General features: G+C 60.5%; 14 protein-coding genes and 3 tRNA genes. 9 read left to right on the top strand and 8 right to left on the bottom strand.

All coding sequences use genetic code 11. The features are described from left to right. Positions 1 to 66 precede the first annotated feature (66 nt). Complete coding sequence (glgA, locus tag D1646_RS17170) at positions 67 to 1,512, top strand: glycogen synthase GlgA (protein WP_160637639.1); 1,446 nt, start codon at positions 67 to 69, stop codon at positions 1,510 to 1,512. Positions 1,513 to 1,730: 218 nt separating this feature from the next. After that, positions 1,731 to 4,178, top strand: a complete 2,448-nt coding sequence (locus tag D1646_RS17165) for a glycogen/starch/alpha-glucan phosphorylase (protein ID WP_160637638.1) — start codon at positions 1,731 to 1,733, stop codon at positions 4,176 to 4,178. 23 nt (positions 4,179 to 4,201) lie between these two features. On the opposite strand, the gene D1646_RS17160 is transcribed toward D1646_RS17165, so the two are convergent. From D1646_RS17160 to D1646_RS17125, 8 genes are all read right to left on the bottom strand, one after another. Next, positions 4,202 to 4,954 (bottom strand): response regulator, encoded by a 753-nt coding sequence (locus tag D1646_RS17160; RefSeq protein WP_160637637.1) that lies wholly within the window; start codon positions 4,952 to 4,954, stop codon positions 4,202 to 4,204. A gap of 101 nt (positions 4,955 to 5,055) precedes the next feature. Then, positions 5,056 to 5,910 (bottom strand): carbohydrate ABC transporter permease, encoded by an 855-nt coding sequence (locus tag D1646_RS17155; protein WP_160637636.1) that lies wholly within the window; start codon positions 5,908 to 5,910, stop codon positions 5,056 to 5,058. A gap of 14 nt (positions 5,911 to 5,924) precedes the next feature. Beyond that, positions 5,925 to 6,818 carry a sugar ABC transporter permease gene (locus D1646_RS17150; protein WP_160637635.1) on the bottom strand — a complete coding sequence of 298 codons (894 nt, stop codon included), beginning with the start codon at positions 6,816 to 6,818 and terminating at the stop codon, positions 5,925 to 5,927. A 62-nt stretch (positions 6,819 to 6,880) separates the two neighbouring features. Beyond that, positions 6,881 to 8,182 carry an extracellular solute-binding protein gene (locus D1646_RS17145; protein WP_160637634.1) on the bottom strand — a complete coding sequence of 434 codons (1,302 nt, stop codon included), beginning with the start codon at positions 8,180 to 8,182 and terminating at the stop codon, positions 6,881 to 6,883. A 133-nt stretch (positions 8,183 to 8,315) separates the two neighbouring features. Beyond that, a complete protein-coding gene (locus D1646_RS17140) occupies positions 8,316 to 10,001 on the bottom strand; it encodes a histidine kinase (RefSeq protein ID WP_160637633.1) in 1,686 nt (561 codons plus the stop codon). 59 nt (positions 10,002 to 10,060) lie between these two features. After that, on the bottom strand, positions 10,061 to 11,497 hold the full coding sequence (locus tag D1646_RS17135; RefSeq protein ID WP_160637632.1) for a phosphoglucomutase/phosphomannomutase family protein: 1,437 nt from the start codon (positions 11,495 to 11,497) through the stop codon (positions 10,061 to 10,063). Between the two features lie 27 nt (positions 11,498 to 11,524). Then, the gene (locus tag D1646_RS17130) at positions 11,525 to 12,304 is read right to left on the bottom strand and encodes an AAC(3) family N-acetyltransferase (RefSeq protein ID WP_160637631.1); all 780 of its coding nucleotides are present in this window, start codon (positions 12,302 to 12,304) and stop codon (positions 11,525 to 11,527) included. Then, the gene (locus D1646_RS17125; RefSeq protein ID WP_160637630.1) at positions 12,301 to 14,691 is read right to left on the bottom strand and encodes a N,N'-diacetylchitobiose phosphorylase; all 2,391 of its coding nucleotides are present in this window, start codon (positions 14,689 to 14,691) and stop codon (positions 12,301 to 12,303) included. The genes D1646_RS17130 and D1646_RS17125 overlap by 4 nt, the downstream gene beginning before the upstream one ends. Positions 14,692 to 15,643: 952 nt before the next feature. On the opposite strand from D1646_RS17125, the gene D1646_RS17120 reads away from it, so the two are divergent. From D1646_RS17120 to D1646_RS17090, 7 genes are all read left to right on the top strand, one after another. Continuing rightward, on the top strand, positions 15,644 to 15,856 hold the full coding sequence (locus tag D1646_RS17120) for a hypothetical protein (protein WP_160637629.1): 213 nt from the start codon (positions 15,644 to 15,646) through the stop codon (positions 15,854 to 15,856). Positions 15,857 to 15,973: 117 nt separating this feature from the next. Next, positions 15,974 to 16,780 (top strand): peptidoglycan editing factor PgeF, encoded by an 807-nt coding sequence (gene pgeF / locus D1646_RS17115; protein ID WP_160637628.1) that lies wholly within the window; start codon positions 15,974 to 15,976, stop codon positions 16,778 to 16,780. 15 nt (positions 16,781 to 16,795) lie between these two features. After that, on the top strand, positions 16,796 to 18,313 hold the full coding sequence (locus D1646_RS17110; RefSeq protein ID WP_160637627.1) for an ABC transporter substrate-binding protein: 1,518 nt from the start codon (positions 16,796 to 16,798) through the stop codon (positions 18,311 to 18,313). Between the two features lie 17 nt (positions 18,314 to 18,330). Beyond that, the gene (locus D1646_RS17105) at positions 18,331 to 22,035 is read left to right on the top strand and encodes a phosphoribosylformylglycinamidine synthase (protein ID WP_160637626.1); all 3,705 of its coding nucleotides are present in this window, start codon (positions 18,331 to 18,333) and stop codon (positions 22,033 to 22,035) included. Between the two features lie 152 nt (positions 22,036 to 22,187). Then, positions 22,188 to 22,264, top strand: a tRNA-Met gene (locus D1646_RS17100). Positions 22,265 to 22,300: 36 nt separating this feature from the next. Then, positions 22,301 to 22,375, top strand: a tRNA-Glu gene (locus tag D1646_RS17095). Positions 22,376 to 22,388: 13 nt separating this feature from the next. After that, positions 22,389 to 22,464, top strand: a tRNA-Val gene (locus tag D1646_RS17090). Positions 22,465 to 22,775: the final 311 nt, after the last annotated feature.

Here is a 22,775-nt window from a genome sequence, read left to right as displayed (position 1 = left end):
ACGCCCTCCCATTGGGAGGGCGTCCTCCTAAAAATCCGCAGAATATTTCAATTTAAAGGTGATTTTATGAAAATTCTCTTTGCAACCTCCGAAGCTGCCCCTTTTATTAAAACCGGCGGTCTGGCCGATGTGGCCGGCTCTCTGCCCCAGGCTCTGGCGGCCGAGGGACACGAGGTAAAGGTGATCCTCCCTCTCTACGAGGGTATCAGCGAGGACTGGCGCTCCAAAATGGTCTTCCTGAAGTACTTTAATGTCACTCTGGCCTGGCGGCAGGTGTACTGCGGTGTCTTTGAGCTGGAGTACCAGGGGGTCACCTTCTGGTTTGTGGACAACGAGTACTACTTCAAGCGCTGGCAGCTCTACGGCCACTTTGACGACTGTGAGCGCTTCGCCTACTTCTCCCGCGCCGTCATCGAGACTCCGGGGCAGCTGAACTGGGCGCCTGACATCATCCACTGCAACGACTGGCAGACCGCCCTGGTCCCCATCTACCTGCTGGAGGACAAATATCACATTCCTCAGCTGGAGGGGGCCAAGAGCGTCTACACCATCCACAACATCGAGTATCAGGGCCGCTACGGCGACCAGGTGCTTCAGGACGTCATTGGCCTGGACCGCAGCTACTTCAACGAGGGGATGCTGGCCTACCACCGGGACGTGAATCTGATGAAGGGCGCCATTATGGCCTCCAACTTTGTCACCACCGTCTCCCCCACCTACGCCCAGGAGCTGCGCACCCCCTTCTACGCCCACGGTCTGGACGGGGTTATCAACCAGCAGAGCGGCAAGCTGGAGGGCATTCTCAACGGCATTGATGTAGACCTGTACGACCCCGCCACCATGCCCGGTCTGGCCGCCAACTTCACTCAGAAGACGCTGGTCAAGGGCAAGGCCGCCTGCAAGGCCGCGCTCCAGCAGGCAGTGGGGCTGGAGGAGAATCCGGACGTCCCCCTGGTTGCCTGCGTCTCCCGTCTGGTGGGGCACAAGGGCTTCTCCATGGTGACGGACGCAATCCACGAGATCATGGGGCTTGGCACCAAGGGGATGCAGATGGTGGTGCTTGGCACCGGCGACTGGCAGTATGAGGAAGCTTTCCGCCACGCCCATGGGCAGTACCCCGGCCGCTTCTCCGCCCAGCTGACCTACTCCGCTCCCCTGTCCAACATGATCTACGCCGGTGCGGACCTGTTCCTCATGCCCTCCGTGTCCGAGCCCTGCGGTCTGTCCCAGATGATCGCCATGCGCTTTGGCACCATCCCCGTCGTACGGGAGACCGGCGGTCTGAAGGACACTGTAACTCCCTACAACAAGTATGAGGGCACCGGCCGCGGCTTCACCTTCTCCAACATCAGCGCCGGAGATATGGTCTGGGTCCTGCGGGAGGCAGTGGACCTGTACAACAGCGACACGAAAGCCTGGCGTGGGCTCCAGAAGGAGGGTATGTCCGCCGATTTCTCCTGGAAAAACTCCGCCTGCCAGTATCTGAACATTTACAACCGTCTTCTTGGATAATGCTTCTCGTTAAACATGGCCCCACCCGTCAGGGTGGGGTCATTTTACTTCCGGGCGTCTGTTTCGCAGACGCACAGTGGAGCAAGAGAAAAAAATACGGGCCCTCTCCCAATTTAATCCACTCCCGCCGTTGACGCTCCCTAAAAAATCTGTTAAAATTAGTAGTCGCGGGACACTCTTCCACTCCCCGCTTGAGATCAAAAATAGGAGGCACTGTTATGGCAGAATACACTGCTGAATACAATAAGGAGCAGCTGACTGAAATGATTACCGGCAAGCTCCAGCGCAACTTCGGCTGTACAGTAGAGACAGCCAACAACACCCATATGTTCAAGGCCTGCGCCATGGTCCTGCGGGATATCATGTCCCGCCGCCGCATGGAGACGGTCAACCAGATCTGGGAAAAGCAGCAGCGCCAGGTCCACTATTTGTCCCTGGAGTTCCTCATGGGCCGCTCTCTGGAGAAGAACGCCTACAACCTGGGACTGCTGGACACACTGAAGGATGCCCTGGAGGACATGGGCTTCTCCGCCTCTGATCTATTCGAATCCGAGCCGGACGCCGGCCTGGGCAACGGCGGTCTGGGCCGTCTGGCCGCCTGCTATCTGGACTCCATGACCACGCTGGAGATCCCTGCCACCGGCTATTCCATCTGTTATGAGCTGGGCATTTTCAAGCAGAAGATCATCAATGGCAAGCAGGTAGAGCTGGCTGACAACTGGCTGGGTCTGGGTGACGCCTGGCTGATCCCCAAGATGGACGAGGCGGAGGAGGTCCGCTTCGGGGGCAAGATTGTGGATAACTGGGATGAAAACGGGGTCAACCACCCGGAGTACGTGGGCTATACCACCGTATTGGCCATCCCCCGGGACATGAAGATTGCCGGCTACCAGACCAAGCACACCAACACCCTGCGCCTGTGGGACGCCAAGAGCCCCATGCCCGTGGACATGTCCCTCTACTCCCGAGGCGAGTATCTGAAAGCGGTGGAGCAGCAGGCTATGGCCGAGGTCATCGCCAAGGTTCTCTACCCCGACGACAACCACTTTGAGGGCAAGTCTCTGCGTTTAAAGCAGCAGTACTTCTTTGTCTCTGCCACCGTGCAGTCCATTGTCCGCCAGCACAAGGCCCAGTACGGGACCCTGCGCAACTTCGCCCGGAAGCACGTCATTCAAATCAACGACACCCACCCGACCCTGGTCATCCCTGAGCTCATGCGCATTCTGCTGGACGATGAGGGCTACGGCTGGAACGAAGCCTGGCATATTGTCACTGACTCGGTGTGCTACACCAACCACACCGTTCTGGCGGAAGCTCTGGAGCGCTGGCCGCAGAACCTGATCGAAACTCTGCTGCCCCGCATCTGGCAGATTTTGAAGGAGATCGCCTCCCGTTACCAGCGGGATTTGGAGCGGCGTTACGGCGGCGACAACGGCAAGATCGCCCATATGGCCATTATCTGGGGTGGCGAGGTGCGCATGGCTAACCTGTGTGTCTGCGCCTGCCAGGCCATCAACGGCGTATCCGCCCTTCACTCCGACATTTTGAAGCGGGACGTCTTCCGGGACGCCTACCAGGCCGAGCCCGACAAGTTTAAAAATGTGACCAACGGCATTGACCACCGCCGCTGGCTGTCCCAAATCAATCCCAAGCTGGACGCGCTCATCCGGGAGTGTACCGGCGGGGACCGGTATCTCCTTCACCCCGAGGCCCTCCGGGACTTTGAGAAGTTCAAGGACGACCCGTCAGTTCTCCAGCGCCTGGAGGAGATCAAGCAGGAGAACAAGCGCCGTTTTGCCGCCTATGTCAGCCGGGAATCCGGTGTGACCCTGAACACCGACGCTATTTTCGACGTCCAGGTGAAGCGCCTCCACGAGTACAAGCGCCAGCTGCTCAATGTACTGCATATTGTCCATCTGTATAACCAGCTGCGGGACAATCCCAATATGGAGTTCACCCCCCAGACCTACCTCTTCGGCGCGAAGGCGGCCTCGGGCTACCATGTGGCCAAGGAGATCATTCAGCTGATTAACTCTCTGGCTGCTCAAATCAACCAGGACCCCATCTGCAAGGATCGGCTTCAGGTGGTCTTCCTGGAGAACTACCGGGTCTCTCTGGCTGAGAAGCTGATGCCCGCCTCTGAGATTTCCGAGCAGATCTCCACCGCCGGCAAGGAGGCCAGCGGCACCGGCAACATGAAGTTTATGATGAATGGCGCCCTCACCATCGGTACGCTGGACGGCGCCAATGTGGAGATGCACCAGCAGCTGGGCGACGAGAACCTCTTCCTCTTCGGCCTGACCACCGAGCAGGTCAACCAGCGCAAGCGGGATGGCTACCGTCCCCACGAGATTTACCTCCACAATCACGCTCTGAAGCGGGTGATTGACCAGATTTCCGCCGGTTTTGACGACAAGGTGGTCTACAGCAGCCTGTCCAACCGTCTGCTTTTCGGCGCTGACGGCAGCCAGGCCGACGAGTATATGCTGCTGGCTGACTTCGACAGCTACTGTGAGGCCCACCGCCGCGCCGCCGGCACCTATGCCGACCGTACCCGCTGGAACCAGATGTCGCTCATCAATATTGCCCGCTCCGGCATTTTCGCCGCTGACCGCTCCATCCAGGACTACGCCCGGGATATCTGGCACGTGCAAACCCGGAAATAAGGGCAGCGCGCCTCATCCGCCGCTCAATTTTTCCCGCAGTGCAGATTGCGCCACTCACCGGCGGAGACCCCCTCCAGCTTTTTAAACACGTGGGAGAAGTGGGCGGTATCGGCATAGCCAACCCGCTCTGCCACCTCGCTGATGCGCAGGGCCGGGTCGTCCATCAGCTGTTTGGCCTGGCGGACCCGCACCGCATTGAGCAGGTCGTAGAAGGACTGGTTCAGATGCTTGTTGAGCAGCTTGGACAGGTGCCACTGGCTGACGTAGCAGTGGTCGGCCACATCCTGGAGGGACAGCCGCTGGGCGCAGTGCTCTGCGATATAGGCCTGCGCCTGGCGGACCAGGAAGCTGTTGGGGTCCTCGCGCCCCGGCTGGGGTTCCGGTTCCGTCTCCGGCGGGAGGCAGTCCAGCACGCCGGTCATATACTCCAGCGCCTCGGTCAGTTCGTCCATTTTGGAGGGCTTAAGCAAAAATCGGGCCACGCCCAGGCGAATGGCCCGTTGGGCGTACTCAAAGTCCCGATAGCCGGTGAGAACGGCAATCTGCATCCGGGGAAACTCCCCCCGCAGGCCGGCCAGCATCGTCAGACCATCCTCTCCGGGCATCTTAATGTCGGTAAAGAGGATATCCGGTCGGTGCTTTCGGATTGCCTGGGAGCCGGAGACGGCATCCTGGGCCAGGGCAGTCACCTGACAGTTGTAGGCGGCCCAGTCCACCACCTTCTGAAGCCCCTCTACAATGATCGTCTCGTCATCGATCAGGAGCACCTTATACATAGCGAATTCACCTCCCGGGTTGATATTGGATTTTCCCCCGCCATTGGCGGGGGAAATTCATTTTCTTTATTATAGCGGAAAGAGCGGCACAGGTGCAAGTCCTATCCCTTAATGGCCCCCGCCGTCAGACCCTTGATGATGTGCTTTTGGAGCAGAATGTAGACAATCAGTACCGGCACCACAATAAGCACCACCGAGGCGGCCATTAGACCGTAGTCAACCCCGGCCTGGGAACTGATCTCATTGAGCATCAGGGTTATGGTCTTTTCCTTAGGAGTTCGGAGGAAAAAGTTCTGGGTAAACAGGTCGTTGTAGCTCCACAGGAAGGAGAAGATGGCCACCGTGGCGAAAGAGGACTTGGCCGCCGGGATAATAATGTGAAAATACACCTGGAACACGTGACAGCCGTCCATATAGGCGCTCTCCTCCAACTCCATCGGCACCGACTCGATAAAGCCCATAAGCACAATAATGGCAAAGCACAGGTTGCCCGCAATCTGAGGCAGGATGACGGCCAGAAGGCTGAGCCAGCGGTTTCCGCTGCTGGCAATGCCCCAGGCGGCCTCCATGCGGAACACGGGGATAATGGTGGAGAACACCGGGAACATCATGCCCGCCATAATCAGACTGTAGCACAGCCCTCGCAGTCTGAAGCGGTAGCGCACCAGTCCGTAGGCGGCAAAACCGGCGATAACCACCACCGCGATCGTAACAGCGATGGAGACAATCAGACTGTTCAGGTAGGCATTGCTGAAGTCAAACCGCTCCATAGCCTTTTCGTAGTTGCCCATGGTAAAGCCGTTGCCGGGGATGGGGATTGAGAAGGAATCCTTTCGAATCAGGCCCTTCTCCCGGAAGGAGTTGAGGATGACCCAGACGAAGGGGTACAGAGTTGTAAGAGCCCAGAAGGTGAGGACCACATAGGTTCCTGCCTTGGCGGGCGTAATCTTTTTCACAGCGGGTCCCCCTCTCAAATGTCGTCCCGGGTCTTAAAGACCCGGTTAGCCACGTTGGAGAACAGCACCCCCAGCACCACGATAAGGATGGCGATGGCAGAGCCGTAATCCACGTTGCCCCGATTGAAGGTCTGGTCATACATATAGGTACCGGTGAGCCAGCCCCGGTCCTGGGGCATTCCCGCCCCGAACATGACCCAGGGCAGGTCGAAGACCTTCAGCGCGCCGGTGATAGCCAGCACCAGACAGGTACACAGCACGTTGCGCAGCAGGGGCAGGGTAACGTACCGCACCCGGTTCAGCCCGGTGCAGCCGTCCAGGGCGGCGGCCTCGTAGAGGTCCTGAGAGATGTTGTTCAGCCCTGTCACCAGAATGACGAAGTAGAATCCCACATATTGCCACATCACCGGGGCAAACATGGTAAACAGGAAGTGGTCCGGGTCCTTCCAGTCAATGTTCTCTGTAATGATCCCCAAATTGCTCAGCAGCTGATTGAGCATTCCGCCGTTGAAGAGGAAAATCAGGTTGAACATGAGGCCCAGGGCAGTGGCGGAGATGACAATGGGGAAGAAGTACAGGGTGCGGAACAACTGGGCTCCAACCCGGATGGAATCCACCAGCAGCGCCAGGATCAGGGCGATGCCCACCTGACAAATCACCGTACACAGCGTAAGGAGCACCGTGTTCCTCAGGGCGGTGCGCAGCTTGGGGTCAGTAAACAGGGTTGTGTAATTGACATACCAGGGGTCGTTAAAGCCTTTGGCCGCGGAGCCCAGGCCGGTGATATCGGAGAAGCTGTTGAGGATATTTTGCAGGAAGGGGTAGTATAAAAATAAGATCAAGAACCCAAAGGCGGGCAGCAGGAACGCGATCAGCGGTCCTTTTTTTCGGTACAGCGTGGGGCCCACAGACACTCACTCCTTTTCAAAAAGGCCCCGTCCACCGGGCGGGGCCTTTCGTGCATATTTGTTTAATTCAGGGCGATGGCAGAGTTGATAGCGTCCGCCGCGCTCATCTTGCCTGTGACCACGTTCTGCACATTGGCGAACAGGTCGGTTTTGCACTCGCTGGAGACGGTATCCTGCACAGCCCCAATCACGCCGGTGATGTTGGCGTTGGCATCGGCGGCAGCCTGCTGGAGGGCGTTCAGCCCGGCGGGGGAAGCGCCATTCTTCAGGGCGGTGACCTCGGTGGTGACGAAGGTGCTCATCACCTCGTCAGAGGTCATATGCTTGACAAAGTCCACGGCTGCGGCCTGCTTGGTGGGGTCGTCCCAGGCCTTTTTGGTGATGAAATAGCCCATGGAGATGCCGCCGATGGCCTCGGAGGCCTTGCGCTCCCCCTTGGCAGGGACGTAGGAGATGGCGTAGTCGCTCAGGCTGTCGGGGTAGTTGTCCACAAAGTAGTTGACCTTCCAGGAGCCGTCAATCAGGAAGGCGGCCTCGCCGTCGCCAAAGAGCTGGACGGTCTCGGCATCGGTGGCGGTAAGGGTGTTCACGGGGAAGAAGCCCCGCTCGTACAGGTCCTTGATGTCGTTGAGGGCGGCCGCCCACTTCTGCCCGGCGGCATCGTCGGCGGAGGCGGGGAGGTCCAGCTGGTTCTCCAGGGTTCCGTTGTTCATCACGCAGAATTCGAACCAGTAGTGGGGAATTTCAAACAGAGAGCAGGCAATGGGGGCGTAGCCCTTGGCCTTGATGGTCTCGCAGTCAGCGAGGAACTGGTCCCAGGTGTAGTCCGGCCCGGGGACGGCCACGCCGCAGTCGGAGAGCACCTTTGTGTTGACAAACATATTCTCCCAGAAGCCGGAGGAGGGGACGGCATAGGTCTTGCCGTCGGAGGCCACAGCCATCATGGAATCCCGCATATTGCCGGCATAGTCCGGGTAGGCGGCCCGGATGGTGGCAACGTCCACCACCTTGCCGGCCTGGATGAAGGGCTCGGCGTCGGCGTTGGTGAAGAAGAAGAGGACGTCGGGCTCGGTGCCGGTCTGGAAATCGGTGAGGACTTTGGCCTTCCACTCCTCATTGGAGGAGGCGGAGGCGTCCAGAATGGTGTTGCCGGTGGCGGCCTCATAGGAGGCCACGGCGGCCTCGTACTGTTTCCGGTTTCCGTCGTCGCCGCCGTAGGACGTGACCACGTTCAGCTCCACCCCGGAACCAGCCGGAGTGCCGCCGCCGGAGCCGCCGGTTTGATTGCCGCTGCCGCAGCCGGCCAGCAGGCCCAAGGTCAGCGCACTGGCGAGAGTGATTGCAAGAAGTCTGTTCTTTTTCATGGTATAACCCCCATATTTTCTTGGTATCTCGGCTTCTCTTTTGTGCAATATCATAATACACCATTTGGGAAAAAGAACAAATAACTGGGTTTGTGATTTGTTGTCCGTTGTTGTTTGTTCCAAACAACAGGCGTCATGTTTGAATCGCCACAGTGAGCCGGGCGGTGACCATACTGCCCTCCCCCCGGGTGATCGTCAGTCCGCAGTTGGGGCCATAGAGAATGCGCAGGCGCAGATTGACATTGGCGATGCCGATGTTGCCCGAGGGCTCATTCTGTATGTCGTAGTCCGGGGAGAGGAGCCGGGCAATGTGGGCCTCGTCCCGGGGAGACAGTCCGCCGTCATTCTCGATTTCCAGAATGAGGAAGTCCCCCCGCCGGGAGCCCCGCAGGGCAACCCGGCCCTGTCCGCTGGGGCCGATGCCGTGCTCCACTGCGTTTTCAATCACCGGCTGGAGGATCAGCCGGGGGACCAGGCAGTCCATCAGCTCGTCGGGCAGGTCCACCTCCACCGTCAGCCGTTTGCCGTAGCGCTGGGTGACGATGTAGAGATAGGCCTTGACATAGGTCATCTCCTCCGCCAGCCGCACCTGGGGACTTCCCTTCCGGTCCAGGGCGGCGTCCAGCACAGTGGACAGGGCCTCGATCATCTTGGAGGCCTTCACATCCCCGCTCATCCGGGCCTGCCAGTTGATAATCTCCAGAGTGTTGTTGAGAAAATGGGGGTTAATGTGGGCCTGGAGGGCCTTGATCTGGGCGTCCCGCCGGGCCAGCTCCTCCTGGTAGAGCCGGTCGAACTGGCGGCGCAGCTGGCCGGACATCTGGTTAAAGGAGTCGGTGAGATATTGGAACTCCCGACTGCCTGTACCGGCGCCGATCTGGAAGCCCAGCTCCCCCTGGCGGATGTGGGCCGCCCCCTCCATCAAGCTCTGGATAGGCCGGGAAATTTTTTGGCGGAAAAAGCGGAAGGTCAACCCCAGCAGCAGCAGCAGGGACAGGGCCATGGCCCCCAACAGCCAGGGATAGGTCTGCGCCCCTGCCATCAGTACATCCTGGTCCACCCCGACCCAGCCCCGCAGGGTAAAATCCTGCTGGCGCACCGCGCACTCCAGGGTTCCCTCCTGGCTCCACAGCTGCTGCTCTCCCTTGACGACCAGAGTACTGCCCTGGCCCAGGTCCACCGTCACCGAGGAGACCCAGGGAAGCAGGGCCAGGTCGCCGAAGAAGTAGTCCGGGTCCAGGGCCAGGGCAAGCACCCCGATGGTCTGGTAATTGGAATCCATCAGATTGCGCACCAGATAGAGCTCCTCACCCTGCACCAGAAAGCCCACAGAGGTGTCCAGCCCCACAGCCAGACCCAGCACGGCGGGCAGATCCTCCTGCCACTGGTCCCGTACCTGGTTGGACAGCAGTCCGGCGCTGCTGCCGGGCACCACAATGGACAGCTCCCTCGGGGAGCGGGAGAAGCCGAACACCGCATAGCGAAACCGGCTGTCCGATTGATACAGCCGGCTGAACAGGGCGGAGCAGCGGCGGTACAGCGGGGCATACTCCTGGTCCCGGCGGTACTGATTCCAGGCGTCCCGCAGCTCCGGGTCGTAGGAGGGCAGGCGGGAGGCCTCCACAGCGCTCTCCACCCGGTCCGCCCCCATCTGGAGGTTGAGCTGAAACTGCTCCGCCACCGACTGCCGGGTCTGCCGGCCCAAACCGAACAGCAGATACCAGCCCACCGCAATGGCCGCAAGGACCATGGGCAGCAGCCAGCACAGCAGGATAATCAAACTCATCTGCTGGCGCAGGGAGTGGGTGGTTTTCTCCATGAGGAAGCCCTCCTTTTATAAACTGCCCCACCGGAATGAACGGCGGGGCAGTTTTGGGGTTATTCCATATTCCGGCCCTCCAGGCCAAGAAATGTCTCCATACACCGGGCAATCTCCGCCGCTTTTTCTGTGGTGTCCATCTCACAGAATACCCGGAGCAGGGGCTCGGTGCCTGAGAAGCGGCTGACAACCCAGCCTCCATTCTTGAAGTACACCTTGCAGCCGTCGGCGTAGCTCACCTTCTCCACCTCGACGCCGAAGTCGGGCAGCAGCTTGTCCTCCATCAGAGTCCTGCCGATGCGCTCCTTCTCCTCCTGGGAGAATCGGTAGCCCCGTTCCACCATTTCAAAGGCGCCGCACCGGGCGGTAATCTCCTGGTACAGCTCAGACAGGCTCCGGCCTGTGGTGGCCATCATCTCCACCAGCAGGGAGGCGGCGTAGATGCCGTCCTTGCCTTGGATGTGTCCCCGGACAGTGAGGCCGCCGGAGCTCTCCCCGCCGATGACCGCCCCCGTCTCCAGCATTTTTCCCGAGATGTGCTTGAAGCCCACCGGGACCTCATAGCACTTCTCGCCGAACTGGGCCGCAATGGCGTCCAGCAGGTGGGTTGTGGCCAGATTGCGCACCGCCGCCCCGTGCCAGCCCTTGTACCTCAGAAGATAGTAGTACAGAAGCACCAGGATCTTGTTGGGATGAAGAAACTCCCCCCGGTCGTCGATGATCCCCAAGCGGTCGGCGTCGCCGTCGGTGGCAATGCCAATGTCGCAGCCGTTTTCCAGCACGAAGTTTTGCAGGCCGATAAGGGTCTTGCTGTTGGGGGCGGGGAGGCGGCCTCCAAAGAGGGCGTCCCGCCGCTCATGGATCACGTCCACGTCGCACCGCGCGGTGATGAGGATAGTCTGGAGGGCGGTCTTGGACACGCCGTACATGGGGTCCAGCACCACCTTCAGCCCCCGGGAGCGGATGGCGTCCATATTCACCGCCCGGATCACCGAGTCAATGTAGGCGTTCATAGGGTCAATGATCTGAATTTGACCGGTGCGCACTCCCTCCTCATAGGGGACGGTGGGGATGTCTGCCCCCTCCAGGGCGGCGATGTGCGCCTCAATGCCGGCGGTGACCAGCTCATCCGCGTCCCGGCCCCCTTTGACAAAGACCTTCACCCCGTTATACAGGGCGGGATTGTGGCTGGCTGTGACCGCCATACCGCAGGACAGCTCATAGTACCGCACGGCGAACATAATCAGCGGCGTAGGGGCCTCCCGCTCCACCACCATACAGGGCAGGCCCGCCCCCGCCATCACCTCAGCGGCCCAGTGGGCGGCCTCCTGGGAGAGAAACCGCCGGTCGTAGCCGATAAGAAAGCCCCGCTGAGCCGCCCCCTCCTCCTGCATCTTCCGGGCCAGGGCCGCGGTGAGCAGCTGGACGTTGGCCTTGGTGAAGCCGTCGCCGATAATGGCCCGCCAGCCGCCGGTGCCAAATTTGATTTCGCTCATATCTCCTCGCTCCTTCCTCACGATCTGTCAGCTGTTCCAAAGAAATTCATCCACAGGCGGACCTCCCTTGACAGCCTCGCTGCATCGGGAACAAAGGGGGGCCCCGCAGTGTGTAATATATGGATTGTTTTGAATGGTCTCTTTACAGACGGCCACCATGTCCTGCGTACGAAAGCAGGACCATTTGCTCTGCCCCACCGCGACTGCCCGCCGAAGGGGCTCCAGCACGGGGGCCAGCTGGTTAAATCCCCTGGAGCATCCGCCCACAGCCGCCGGTATCGTGCCCTCTGCCGTCCGGGCCCGGCGGACAAAGAGCCTCCGGCCCGCCAGCTGTTCCGCGTAATGGACGATTGTAGCCCGGTCCAGAGAGACGCCAGCCAGCAAAACAAATCCATCGCGGTTACAGAGCTGCCGAAAAGGGTCATACACATCCCGGGGCGTCTGACCGTTCACCAGCTCCTCCGCGTGAGGTCCCAGGGCGGCAAAGGAATTGAGAGGGTGGTTTCCTCTGATCCTGCCGGGAGCCTGAAGGATATAGCTGGACAGGATCCCCATCTTCTCCACAGAGAGGTCCTTGCATTCAGGGTGAAACACCGCTGTCTCATCACCGCCTGATTCCGCCAGAAAACAGCTGGAAAAGGTGGGGACCATGATTGTACAGCCCCGCGCCAGAAGCGTCTCCACAAGGTCTTCAGGCCCTCTCTCAAGCTGTTCTCCAAACGAGCCCATAGAGCTGTGGATACACAGGTCCACTTCGGAAAGCCTCAGCGCATCAAAGGCCCGACCAAGCTCTCTTCTTGTAATCATACCTGTCCCATCTTCACGACCACCTGATTGACGCTCCCCACCGGCTGAACGGGGATGAGCCCATCCACCGCCTGGCCGTTGCAGGCGATCGAAGCTACGCCCTTCTCCACGCCGTGGGGGTTCTCCACGGCGATATGATAGGCCGCCCCCCGCCAGACCCGCATGACCTCAAACCGCTTCCAGTCCGCCGGAACACAGGGGTCCACCAGCAGCCCTTCAAACTGGGGACGCACTCCCAGGATATACCGGGTTGCAGCGAAGTAGCTCCAGCCGCCGGAACCGGTCATAAAGGGGTGCCGGGCCCGGCCAAAGGCGGTGTGGTCGGGGCCCATGATAAACTGGCAGTAGGAGTAGGGCTCACTCTGGCGTATCTCAATTTTATCATTTTGTGCCGCCGGACACAAGGCCTTATAAAATTTCATAGCCCGGCTTCCTCGCCCCAGCACTGCCTCGGCACACCAGGCCCAGGGATTGGGGTGGGAAAAAATGGAGCTGTTTTCCTTCACGCCGGGGTAGACCCGGGTGATAAACCCGATGGCGTCATCGGGTCGGGTGTAGGAGGGGGCATTGAGCCGCAGGCCGTACTCCGTATAGAGGTACTCTTCCACCGCGTCCATGGCGCAAATCCCCCGCTCCCTGCCCGCCGCGCCGGACAGCACCGCCCACACGTTGCTCTCCAGATGAACCCGGCCCTCGGTGTCGGTGTGGGAGCCGATTTTCCGCCCGTCAGCGGTGATGCCTCGGAGGTACCAGTCCCCGTCCCATAGCTCCCGCTGGCAGGTCTCTGCTACCGTCTGCCGCATGGAGTCGTAGAGGGCTGCGTCCTCTGTCCGCCCCAGCGTCCGGGCGGCGTCCACAAAGTGGCCCAGGGCCCAGGCATGGAGGAAGGACACCATGGCGCTCTCCCCGCCGCCCAAGTTCAGGCAGTCGTTCCAGTCCGCCCGCAGGCCCTTGCAGATACCGTGGGTCCCCACCTGCCGGGCGGAAAAGTTCAAAATCTGTTTCAAATGCTCGTAGATGGTGCCCTCACCGCCGTCTGCGTAGCCCACTACCTGGTCAAAGAAGGCCAGCTCCCCCGTCTCCCGGACATATTCCGCCACCGCAGCCACCAGCCACAGGGCGTCGTCGGCACAGGCATCCTCCAGACCGTGGACAATACTGGCCCTGTCCGGAGTGGGGATGACGGTGGGGGACTTGTAGGCGGGCTTTTGAGGCTGGGGACCAAACCAGGCCGGGTCGAAGAGGTGCAGCCCATAGCCGGAGCTGGTGAGCCCCTGCATCAGCTGTAAAATCCGCTCTCGGCACTTGTCCGGGTTGGAGTGGGGGATGGTCATGGCGTCCTGAGCGGTGTCCCGATAGCCCAGACCGGTGCGCCCTCCTACCTCAATAAAGGAGGCGAAGCGGGAGAACATCACATTGATCTCGCTCTGGTACAAGTTCCACACATTAAGCATAGTATTCATATCCCCGTCCGGGGTTGATACCTGGAGCTTGGACAGCTTTTCTTCCCAATATTGGGCCAGGTCGGCAAAGGCGGCGTCTACCGCGGAAAAGCTGCTGTACTTCTCCCGGACACGCCGCCCCTCCTCCAGGCCACCCTCCCCCAGCATCCAGATGAGTCTGACCCGCTCCCCGGGAGCTAAAGTCAGCCTTTTTTGCAGAACGGCACAGTGGTTGCCCCCTTGCTCAAAGGAGCCGGCGCACACCCCCCGCTCCACTGCCAGGGGGTTGGACTCTGTGCGGTAGGGACCGAGAAAGCTGTCCCGCAGGCAGTCAAAGCCGTCCGGCGCAAAGGACGCGGTCATAAACTGGTGGGCGTGCTCATAGAACAGCTCATAGTCTATGATGCCGTCCTGACAGCTGCTCCTGGCGCAGTAGAGGGACATCTGAAAGTTCTGGTTGTCAATAGGGATCTGGTGGTAAGAAAATTCCGCGTAGGAGTATGCACTGAGAGCGCGGGACCTGTCCCCGGTGTTCTCCAGAACCAAATCCCACAGCTCCACGTTTTCCCCCCGGGGGATGAACAGGGTCTGGGCAGCGTGGACTCCGTGGCCGGAACACTCATACACCGAGTAGCTCAGCCCGTGGCGGCAGCGGTAGTTCTCCAAATCTCCGCCGCAGGGCTGCCAGGAGACCGACCAATATTCCCCTGTCTCGTCATCCCGAAGGTAGATGTAGTGTCCAGGCCGGTCCATGGGGACGCCGTTGGGCCGGAACCGGGTGATCCGGTGGTGCTCCGGGCTCTTGTAGAACAGATAACCCCCGGCGGTGTGGTTGACTACGGCACACAGGTCCTCAACCCCAAGGTAGTTGGTCCAGGAGACGGGTACGTCGATACGGTCAATCACATACTCTCGTTTCTGTTGGTCAAAATGTCCATATTTCATAGCGATCCCCCCGTTATATTGTCGCTATTATAGTATAGCAGAATTATGTCTGAAATCTATAGCCCATCATGTGTTCTTTTGACGCTGATTGTCCGCCGTCCTTTTTTGATAATAAAAATGCCGCAGTAAAAGCTCTGCGGCATAAACGGTAAAAAAGCTGACGATTTCTTGCAAAAAACGTAATCAGTATACGCTCTATTCGCTGGAAGCATAGAAATCACATCACAACTCCACCTCTCTTTTCTGTAGACCGCACTCTAATCCATCCCCCTGCGCAGGAGACGACTCCAGTAAGTAATCCGCGTCCCATCAGTCTACCTTCTTTTTTCAATCCACCCCCCTGTACAGGGGCGATATTGTTCACCCGCCCGGCCTCGGTCATCTGGTCATTTCAATCCACACCCCCAGTGCGGGGGCGACGTGGAAAAGGCGTGGAAGAACACCAGGGCCTACAGATTTCAACCCACGCCCCTGTGCAGAGGGCGACCGCGCCGCGCTCCTGGGCCGCTATCCAGTACAAATTTCAATCCCCGCCCCATGCGGGGGCGACGGTAAAAACAACTTGTTCGCATACGGCCCCCGAATTTCAATCCACACCCCCGTGCGGGAGCGAAAAAATAAAAAGTATGGAAATCTTTGTTAATACAAACGTTTATCACAAATAGCATACCAAAGTTACGTCTATTTGGAAATGCGCTGAGTACTTCCCTGAAAACTCCGGTGCGACGCCGTTCCATAAAAATTATAATCTGAATTTCAGTCACGGTCAATGCTTAGCCCTCCTTTTCTAATGACGATTTTAATGTTTGTAAAAGGGGAATCCATATGGTATACTCAATCTGTCTTTAGCCGCCTGACGGCTGGAGCAGATTGAAAGATTAGAGAAAGAGAGTTCTCCCTCTGTCAAGGCCAGGCGGCCAGGTGCATAGACTGGTCTGGAGGTGAACTTGATATGGATTTGCGCGGCAAACAGATCACAGTGGGAGAGCTGCTGAGCAATCCCCAGTCCAAAGCGGTGTTCCAGCGGCGGTTCGGCAAGTGGATGAAGCACCCCATGGTGGGGGCGGCCCAGGGGCTGACTCTGGCCCAGCTGGAGGAGATGGCGGCAGTCTATCTGCCCCGGAAGACCATCCAGGAGACCTTGCGGGAACTGGAACAGCTTTGAGCACTTTGCCCTGACAGCCCGGAAAAATACACACGAAATTTTTGCTGTTGTGGGTTGTCATTTGCTGGGTTATCGGATAAAATAGGATATCATCTGAGGAAGAAAAGAGGGGACGCCATGGAGATTGTGATGCAACAGCGCCAGGGCGTCCCCTTTTATGCCTGTTCCGGCTGGGAGGGGGCGGCCCACGGCTTCTCGACCCGGCTGGGAGGGGTCTCCCCGACGCCCTGGGACAGTCTGAATCTGGGCGCCAGCCGGGGGGACAGCCCCGCCCATGTGCGGGAGAATTTTTCCCGCTTCTGCGCCGCAGTGGGAGCGGACGCCGGGGCGCTGGTGAAGAATCACCAGGTCCACAGCAATCTGGTCCGCCCCGTGACCCGGGAGGACATTCTGCCCGATTCCGCCCAGGCGGGTGAGGTCCAGGCGGACGGCCTGATGACCGGCCAGCCGGGGGTCTGCCTGGCGGTCTTTTCCGGGGACTGTATCCCGGTGCTGCTCTATGACCCGGTGAAGCGGGTCATTGCCGCCCTCCATGCGGGCTGGCGGGGGACCGCCTCCGGCATTGGGGCGGCGGGCGTAGAGGCGATGATCCGGGACGGGGGCTGCCGCAGAGAGGACATTCTGGCCGCCATCGGTCCAGGTATCGGTCCCTGCTGCTTCGAGACCCACGCCGATGTCCCCGACAGCCTGCGCTCCACTCTGGGCAGTGAGGCGGAGCCTTTCATCCGGCCTCTGGCCGCCCCGGGTAAATTTTCCGTAGACCTGAAGGGGGCCAACGCCCGGTGGCTGGAGCGGGCGGGACTGCGGCCAGAGCACATCGCCCTGTGCAGGGCCTGTACCGGCTGTGACCGGGCCCGCTTCTGGTCCCACCGCTTCCAGGGGAGCGCCCGGGGGAGCATGGCCGCCGTCATACAATTGCTTTGACATAAAGGAACCGACATGAAACAATATCGCATCATTGCCCTTCTCCTAACCCTGCTGTTGGCGCTGGCCGCCTGCGGAGAGAAGCCGGCCGGGGAGACTTCCAGCGCTTCCTCCTCTCAGAACACCGTCCAGGAGGAGGTCCCGTCCCCGGTTCAGGTCCCCTTTACCCTGGCGGTGTATGCCGATTACAGCCTAAACCCAACCCTGGCCGCCAACCGGGCCAACCTCACCCTGGCCCCCCTGCTCTACGAGCCGCTGTTTGCGGTGGACGGGCACTTTCAGGCCCAGCCGGTGCTGTGTCAAAGCTGGACAGCCAGTGAGGACAAGCTGGTGTGGACCTTCACCCTGCGCGACCGCATCACCTTCTCGGACGGGACCCCCTTCACCGCCAGAGAGGCGGCGGAGGCGCTGGAGCTGGCCCGCTCCTCTAGGGGGCGGTACGCCCAGCGGCTGGCCGATGTGGCCTTGATCTCGGGGGAGGATCAAAATCTGACCATAACTCTCCGCCGCCCCAACGGCGACCTGCCCGCCCTGCTGGATATTCCCATCGCTCTGGGCGACGGCGACCGCCCCCTGGGCACCGGGCCCTATGTGCTCACTGAGACGGGGGACGAGTTCTCCCTCACCGCCCGCAGCGGCTGGTGGCAGACGGACAAGACCCTTCCCGTCCAGACCATCCCCCTCCACAGGGTCAGCAAAAGTGACGATCTGATCTACGCCTTTGACGCGGGGGAGGTGTCCCTGGTGGACGTGGACCTGATGGCCACCAACGCCATGGGCTACGGGGGCAACTACCAGACATGGGACTACGCCACCACCGACTTCCTCTATCTGGGTTTCAACACTCAGGAGGGCCTGTGCCGCTCCCCTCAGGTGCGGCGGGCCCTGGCCCAGGGGGTGGACCGAAATACCATCACCTCTGCCATTTACGCCAACCACGCCACGCCGGCCCTCCTGCCCGTCCATCCGGACAGCCCCCTGTACAGCCAGAGCGCCGCAGAGGCGGCCCCAGGCTACACCCCGGAGGGGCTGGCGACACAGACGGAGGAGCTCAAGCTGGTGGGCAAGGAGCTGGTTCTAATCGTGAACAGCGAAAATGTGAGCAAGGTCTCCTCCGCCCAGCACATCGTCTACCAGCTGGAGGCGGCAGGACTGAAGGTGGAGCTGCGGCAGCTGTCCTTTGAGGACTACACCACCGCTCTGGCCAGAGGAGAGTTTGATTTGTATTTGGGGGAGACGGTGTTTACCGCCAATTTTGACCTGGCCCCTCTCCTGGGCTCCGGCGGAGCGCTGAACTACGGCGGCTGGTGGGCCGAAGGGGCCGACGGCCTGCTGTGGACCATGCACAGCGCCTCCCCGGAGACAAAGCCCGCCGCGGCGGAGGCGCTGTTTGAGCTGCTGAATGAACAGGCGCCCATTGTCCCCATCGCCTTTAAAAACGGCTCTGTTCTCACACAGTGGGGGCGGCTGTCCGGGCTGTCCCCGACCCGGGGCAATGTGTTTTATCAGATCGAAAACTGGATTGTGAAATAAAAATGGAGGAAAAGAACATGAGCGTTTACCGCTGCTATTCTGTGAAAAAGCCCCAGTATGACGTGGAGAGCACCTCCCTGCTGAATCAGCTCTGGGGACAGCTGGGCATCCAAAATCTGGAGGACCTCTCCATCCTGCACCGCTACGATGTGGAGGGCATCAGCCGGGAGGTCTTTGAGCAGGCGAAGAGCATCGTATTCTCCGAGCCCCAGGTGGACACAGTCTTTGACGAGGCGCTGCCCGGCGTCCGTCCGGCGCAGTACATCCTGGCGGTGGAAGCGCTGCCCGGCCAGTTCGACCAGCGGGCGGACTCGGCGGCCCAGTGCATCCAGCTTATGGCCGGGGTGGACCGGCCCGCGGTGGCCTGCGCCACGGTGTATAAGTTCTACACCCTGGAGGGCCCCTTGTCCCAGGAGGACCGGGAGAAGATCAAAAAGTACCTCATCAACCCGGTGGAGAGCCGGGAGGCCAGCCTGGACAAGCCGGACACCCTGGTACAGGAGTACGCCATCCCCGACCATGTGGACACGGTGGCCGGCTTTATCTCCATGGACGAGGGCGCTCTGTCCGCTCTGCTGGACTCCCTGGGGCTGGCCATGGACATTGACGATTTGAAATTCCTCCAGACCTACTTCCGGGACCAGGAGCACCGGGACCCCACCATCACCGAGGTACGGGTTGTGGACACCTACTGGTCCGACCACTGCCGCCACACCACCTTCTCGACCCATCTGGACCAGATTCAGATCGACGACCCCGCCATCAAGGCGGCCTATGAGCGCTACCTGTCCGCCCGGGTGGAGGTCTACGGCGAGGAGAAGGCTGCGGTCCGCCCCCAGACCCTGATGGATATCGCCACCATCGGCACAAAGGTGCTGAAAAAGCGGGGACTGCTCCCCGAGCTGGATGAGAGCGAGGAGATCAACGCCTGCTCCATCCACGTCCCCGCCCAGGTGGATGGAGAGGAGCAGGACTGGCTGCTCATGTTCAAGAACGAGACCCACAACCACCCCACCGAGATCGAGCCCTTCGGCGGCGCGGCCACCTGCATCGGCGGCTGCATCCGGGACCCCCTGTCCGGTCGGGTCTACGTCCACCAAGCCATGCGCTTTACTGGCGCCGGAGACCCCACAACGCCCTTTGACCAGACCCTGGAGGGTAAGCTGCCCCAGCGGAAGCTGTGCCAGACGGCGGCGGCGGGCTACTCCTCCTACGGCAACCAGATCGGTCTGGCCACCGGCCACGTGGCGGAGGTGTACCATGAGGGCTACATCGCCAAGCGGCTGGAGTGCGGCGCAGTGGTGGGGGCGGCTCCGGCGGAGAATGTGCGCCGGGAGCGGCCCGCCCCCGGGGACGTGGTCGTCCTCCTGGGAGGCCGCACCGGCCGGGACGGCATCGGCGGGGCCACCGGCTCCTCCAAGAGCCACAATAAAAAGTCCCTCACCACCATGGCCTCTGAGGTCCAAAAGGGCAACGCCCCCGAGGAGCGGAAGATTCAGCGGCTCTTCCGGGACGGAGAGGTGACCCGCCTGATTAAGCGGTGCAACGACTTTGGCGCAGGGGGCGTCAGCGTGGCCATTGGCGAGCTGGCCGACGGGCTGGAAATCGACCTGGACGCGGTGCGCAAAAAGTACGACGGTCTGGACGGCACCGAGCTGGCCATTTCCGAGAGCCAGGAGCGTATGGCAGTGGTGGTGGCCCCCGAGGACGAGGCCCAGTTCATCGCCGCTGCGGAGCGGGAGAATCTGGAGGCCTACCGGGTTGCGGTGGTCACCCAGTCCCCCCGGATGGTGATGCACTGGAAGGGTCAGAAGATCGCCGACCTGAGCCGGGAATTTCTCAACACCAACGGCGCGGTGAAACACGCCAGAGTATCGGTGGGCGAAAAGGACCGCTCCGCCTTTGGACAGGAGCCCTTTAAAACCCTGCGGGAGATGGCTTCCAGCCTGAAATGCGCCTCCCGCCGGGGGCTGGTGGAGCGGTTCGACGGCTCCATTGGGGCGGGTTCGGTTCTCATGCCCTTTGGCGGCAAGTATCAGGCTACCCCTGCCCAGGCAATGGCCGCGCTGCTCCCCGTCCTGCCGGGACAGGAGACTGACCAGGCCAGCGTCATGGCCTGGGGCTGCGACCCGGACGCCCTGTCTGTGGACCCCTATGAGGGGGCCTATCAGGCGGTTACCAACTCCATTGCCAAGCTGGTGGCCGCAGGGGCGGACTACAGAAAGGTATATCTAACCCTCCAGGAGTTCTTCGAGAAGCTTCGGGATGAGTCCGACCGCTGGGGCAAGCCTGCCGCCGCCCTCCTGGGCGCGCTGGACGCCCAGCTGGACTATGCCGCCGCCGCCATTGGCGGGAAGGATTCCATGTCCGGTTCCTTCCTGGACAAGGACGTGCCCCCCACCCTCATCTCCTTTGCGATTGCTCCCATTAAGGCGGGCGAGATCATTTCTCCTGAATTTAAAGAGGCGGGACACCCGGTATACTTGTTCCTGGGCGACGGCACAGCGGAGGGCCAGAAGGCCGCTTGGGAGGAATTCCATGCCCTGTGCCAGGCCGGTAAGGTGAAAGCGGCCTGGGCGGCGGAAAACGGCGAGGCCGAAGGGGTCATGAAGATGTCCTTCGGCAACCGCATTGGTTTTACGGCTGGCGAGACTGAACTGGCCTGGGACCTGCCCAACCCCGGCGCAATTGTGGCAGAGCTCACCGAAGCGGTCCCGGAAAGCCCCCGGGCCATCCAAATCGGAATGACCGCCGCCCAGCCCGTTATCACCATTGTACACGACTCCGCCCCCATTGAGGAGCTGTTGAAGCTCAGCGAGGGAGTTCTGGAGGAGGTCTACCCCACTCAGGCGGGCACCTCTGAGACGGTCCAGACCATCTCCTGGGAGGGCCGCTCTCCCGCTGTGTGCAAATATAAGGCGGCCCACCCCAAGGCGGTCATCCCCGCGTTCCCCGGCACCAACTGTGAGTACGACACCGCCCGGGCCTGTATCCGCGCCGGCATCGACCCGGAGATCGTGGTGGTGCGCAATCTGACCACCGAGCTCCTGGCCCAGTCCGCCCAGGCTCTGGAAAAAGCCATTCGGGAGGCCCAGATGGTGGTGCTCCCCGGCGGCTTCTCCGGCGGCGATGAGCCGGAGGGCTCCGCCAAGTTTATCTGCTCCTTCCTGCGCAATCCCGCCCTCAGCGACGCCATTATGGAGCTGCTCAAGCACCGGGACGGCCTGATGCTGGGGATCTGCAATGGCTTCCAGGCACTGGTCAAGCTGGGCCTGGTGCCCTTCGGCGAGATCAGACCTGTGGACGAGAATTGCCCCACCTTGACCTACAACCTCATTGGCCGCCACCAGAGCCGCTACGTTACCACCCGGGTTGCCTCGGTAAACTCCCCCTGGATGCTCAAGTGCCAAGCGGGCGACCTGCACACCATCCCCATCTCCCACGGGGAGGGCCGGTTTGTGGCCCCGCCAGAGGTGATTGGAAACCTGATTGCCCACGGCCAGGTGGCAACCCAGTATGTGGGCCCGGACGGCAAGCCCACCATGGATATCCTGTCCAACCCCAACGGATCTGCGGAGGCCATTGAGGGCATCTTCTCCCCTGACGGTCGGGTCTTCGGCAAAATGGGCCACCTGGAACGCCGCGGCCCCTTCGTGGCAGTGAATATCCCTGGCAGCAAGCACCAGCCCCTGTTCGAAAGCGGAGCGGAATATTTTAAATAAGCATATCCCCGAACACGGCAGCGCTCCGTGTTCGGGGGTCTTTTTCTGGTGGAAAACCTCAAAAAAGAAAAAGGAAAAATTTTTGAAAAAACTGTTGACAACTGGAAGGAAATCGGCTATACTAAGTCCTGCCCTGTTCGAGGGACTAAAACGGCGGCATAGCTCAGTTGGCTAGAGCACGCGGTTCATACCCGCGGTGTCACTGGTTCAAATCCAGTTGCCGCTACCATTGTAAAAAACGGATGTTTCCGTTTCCATATAAAACGGCCCGGTGGTCAAGCGGTTAAGACTCCGCCCTTTCACGGCGGCAACACGGGTTCGAGTCCCGTCCGGGTCACCACCGTTTTCTATATGGAGGCATAGCTCAGCCGGTAGAGCGCTCGCCTCACACGCGAGAGGTCACAGATTCGAGTTCTGTTGTCTCCACCAGGAGAAGCCCTAGAGCCGCAAGGCTTTAGGGCTTCTTTCTATTCTGAAACTGTCTCACTCGCTGCCGTTGTAAGGCGGCGTTCAGGGGCACTTTCAGGGCGCTTCGGGGCACAATCCGGGGCACAATTTTCGGGCTGCTTTTACAGAGAAAAAGGCCCCCCACTGCACTGCCGCGGACCTCCTGGTCAACATGATAATCCGTAGAAAGAAAGAGGAGATTATCATGGTACAAGGAGGTAAACAGGCTCTCTATGAGTGAACTGGCAGCGGAGCTGGGGATTGCAGTGTCCTCTCTCCAGAACTATATGAAC

Origin of the sequence: Pseudoflavonifractor sp. 60 (assembly GCF_009911645.1) — a bacterium.
GTDB lineage: Bacteria > Bacillota > Clostridia > Oscillospirales > Oscillospiraceae > Lawsonibacter.
This window is presented reverse-complemented; position numbering and strand designations above follow the sequence as displayed.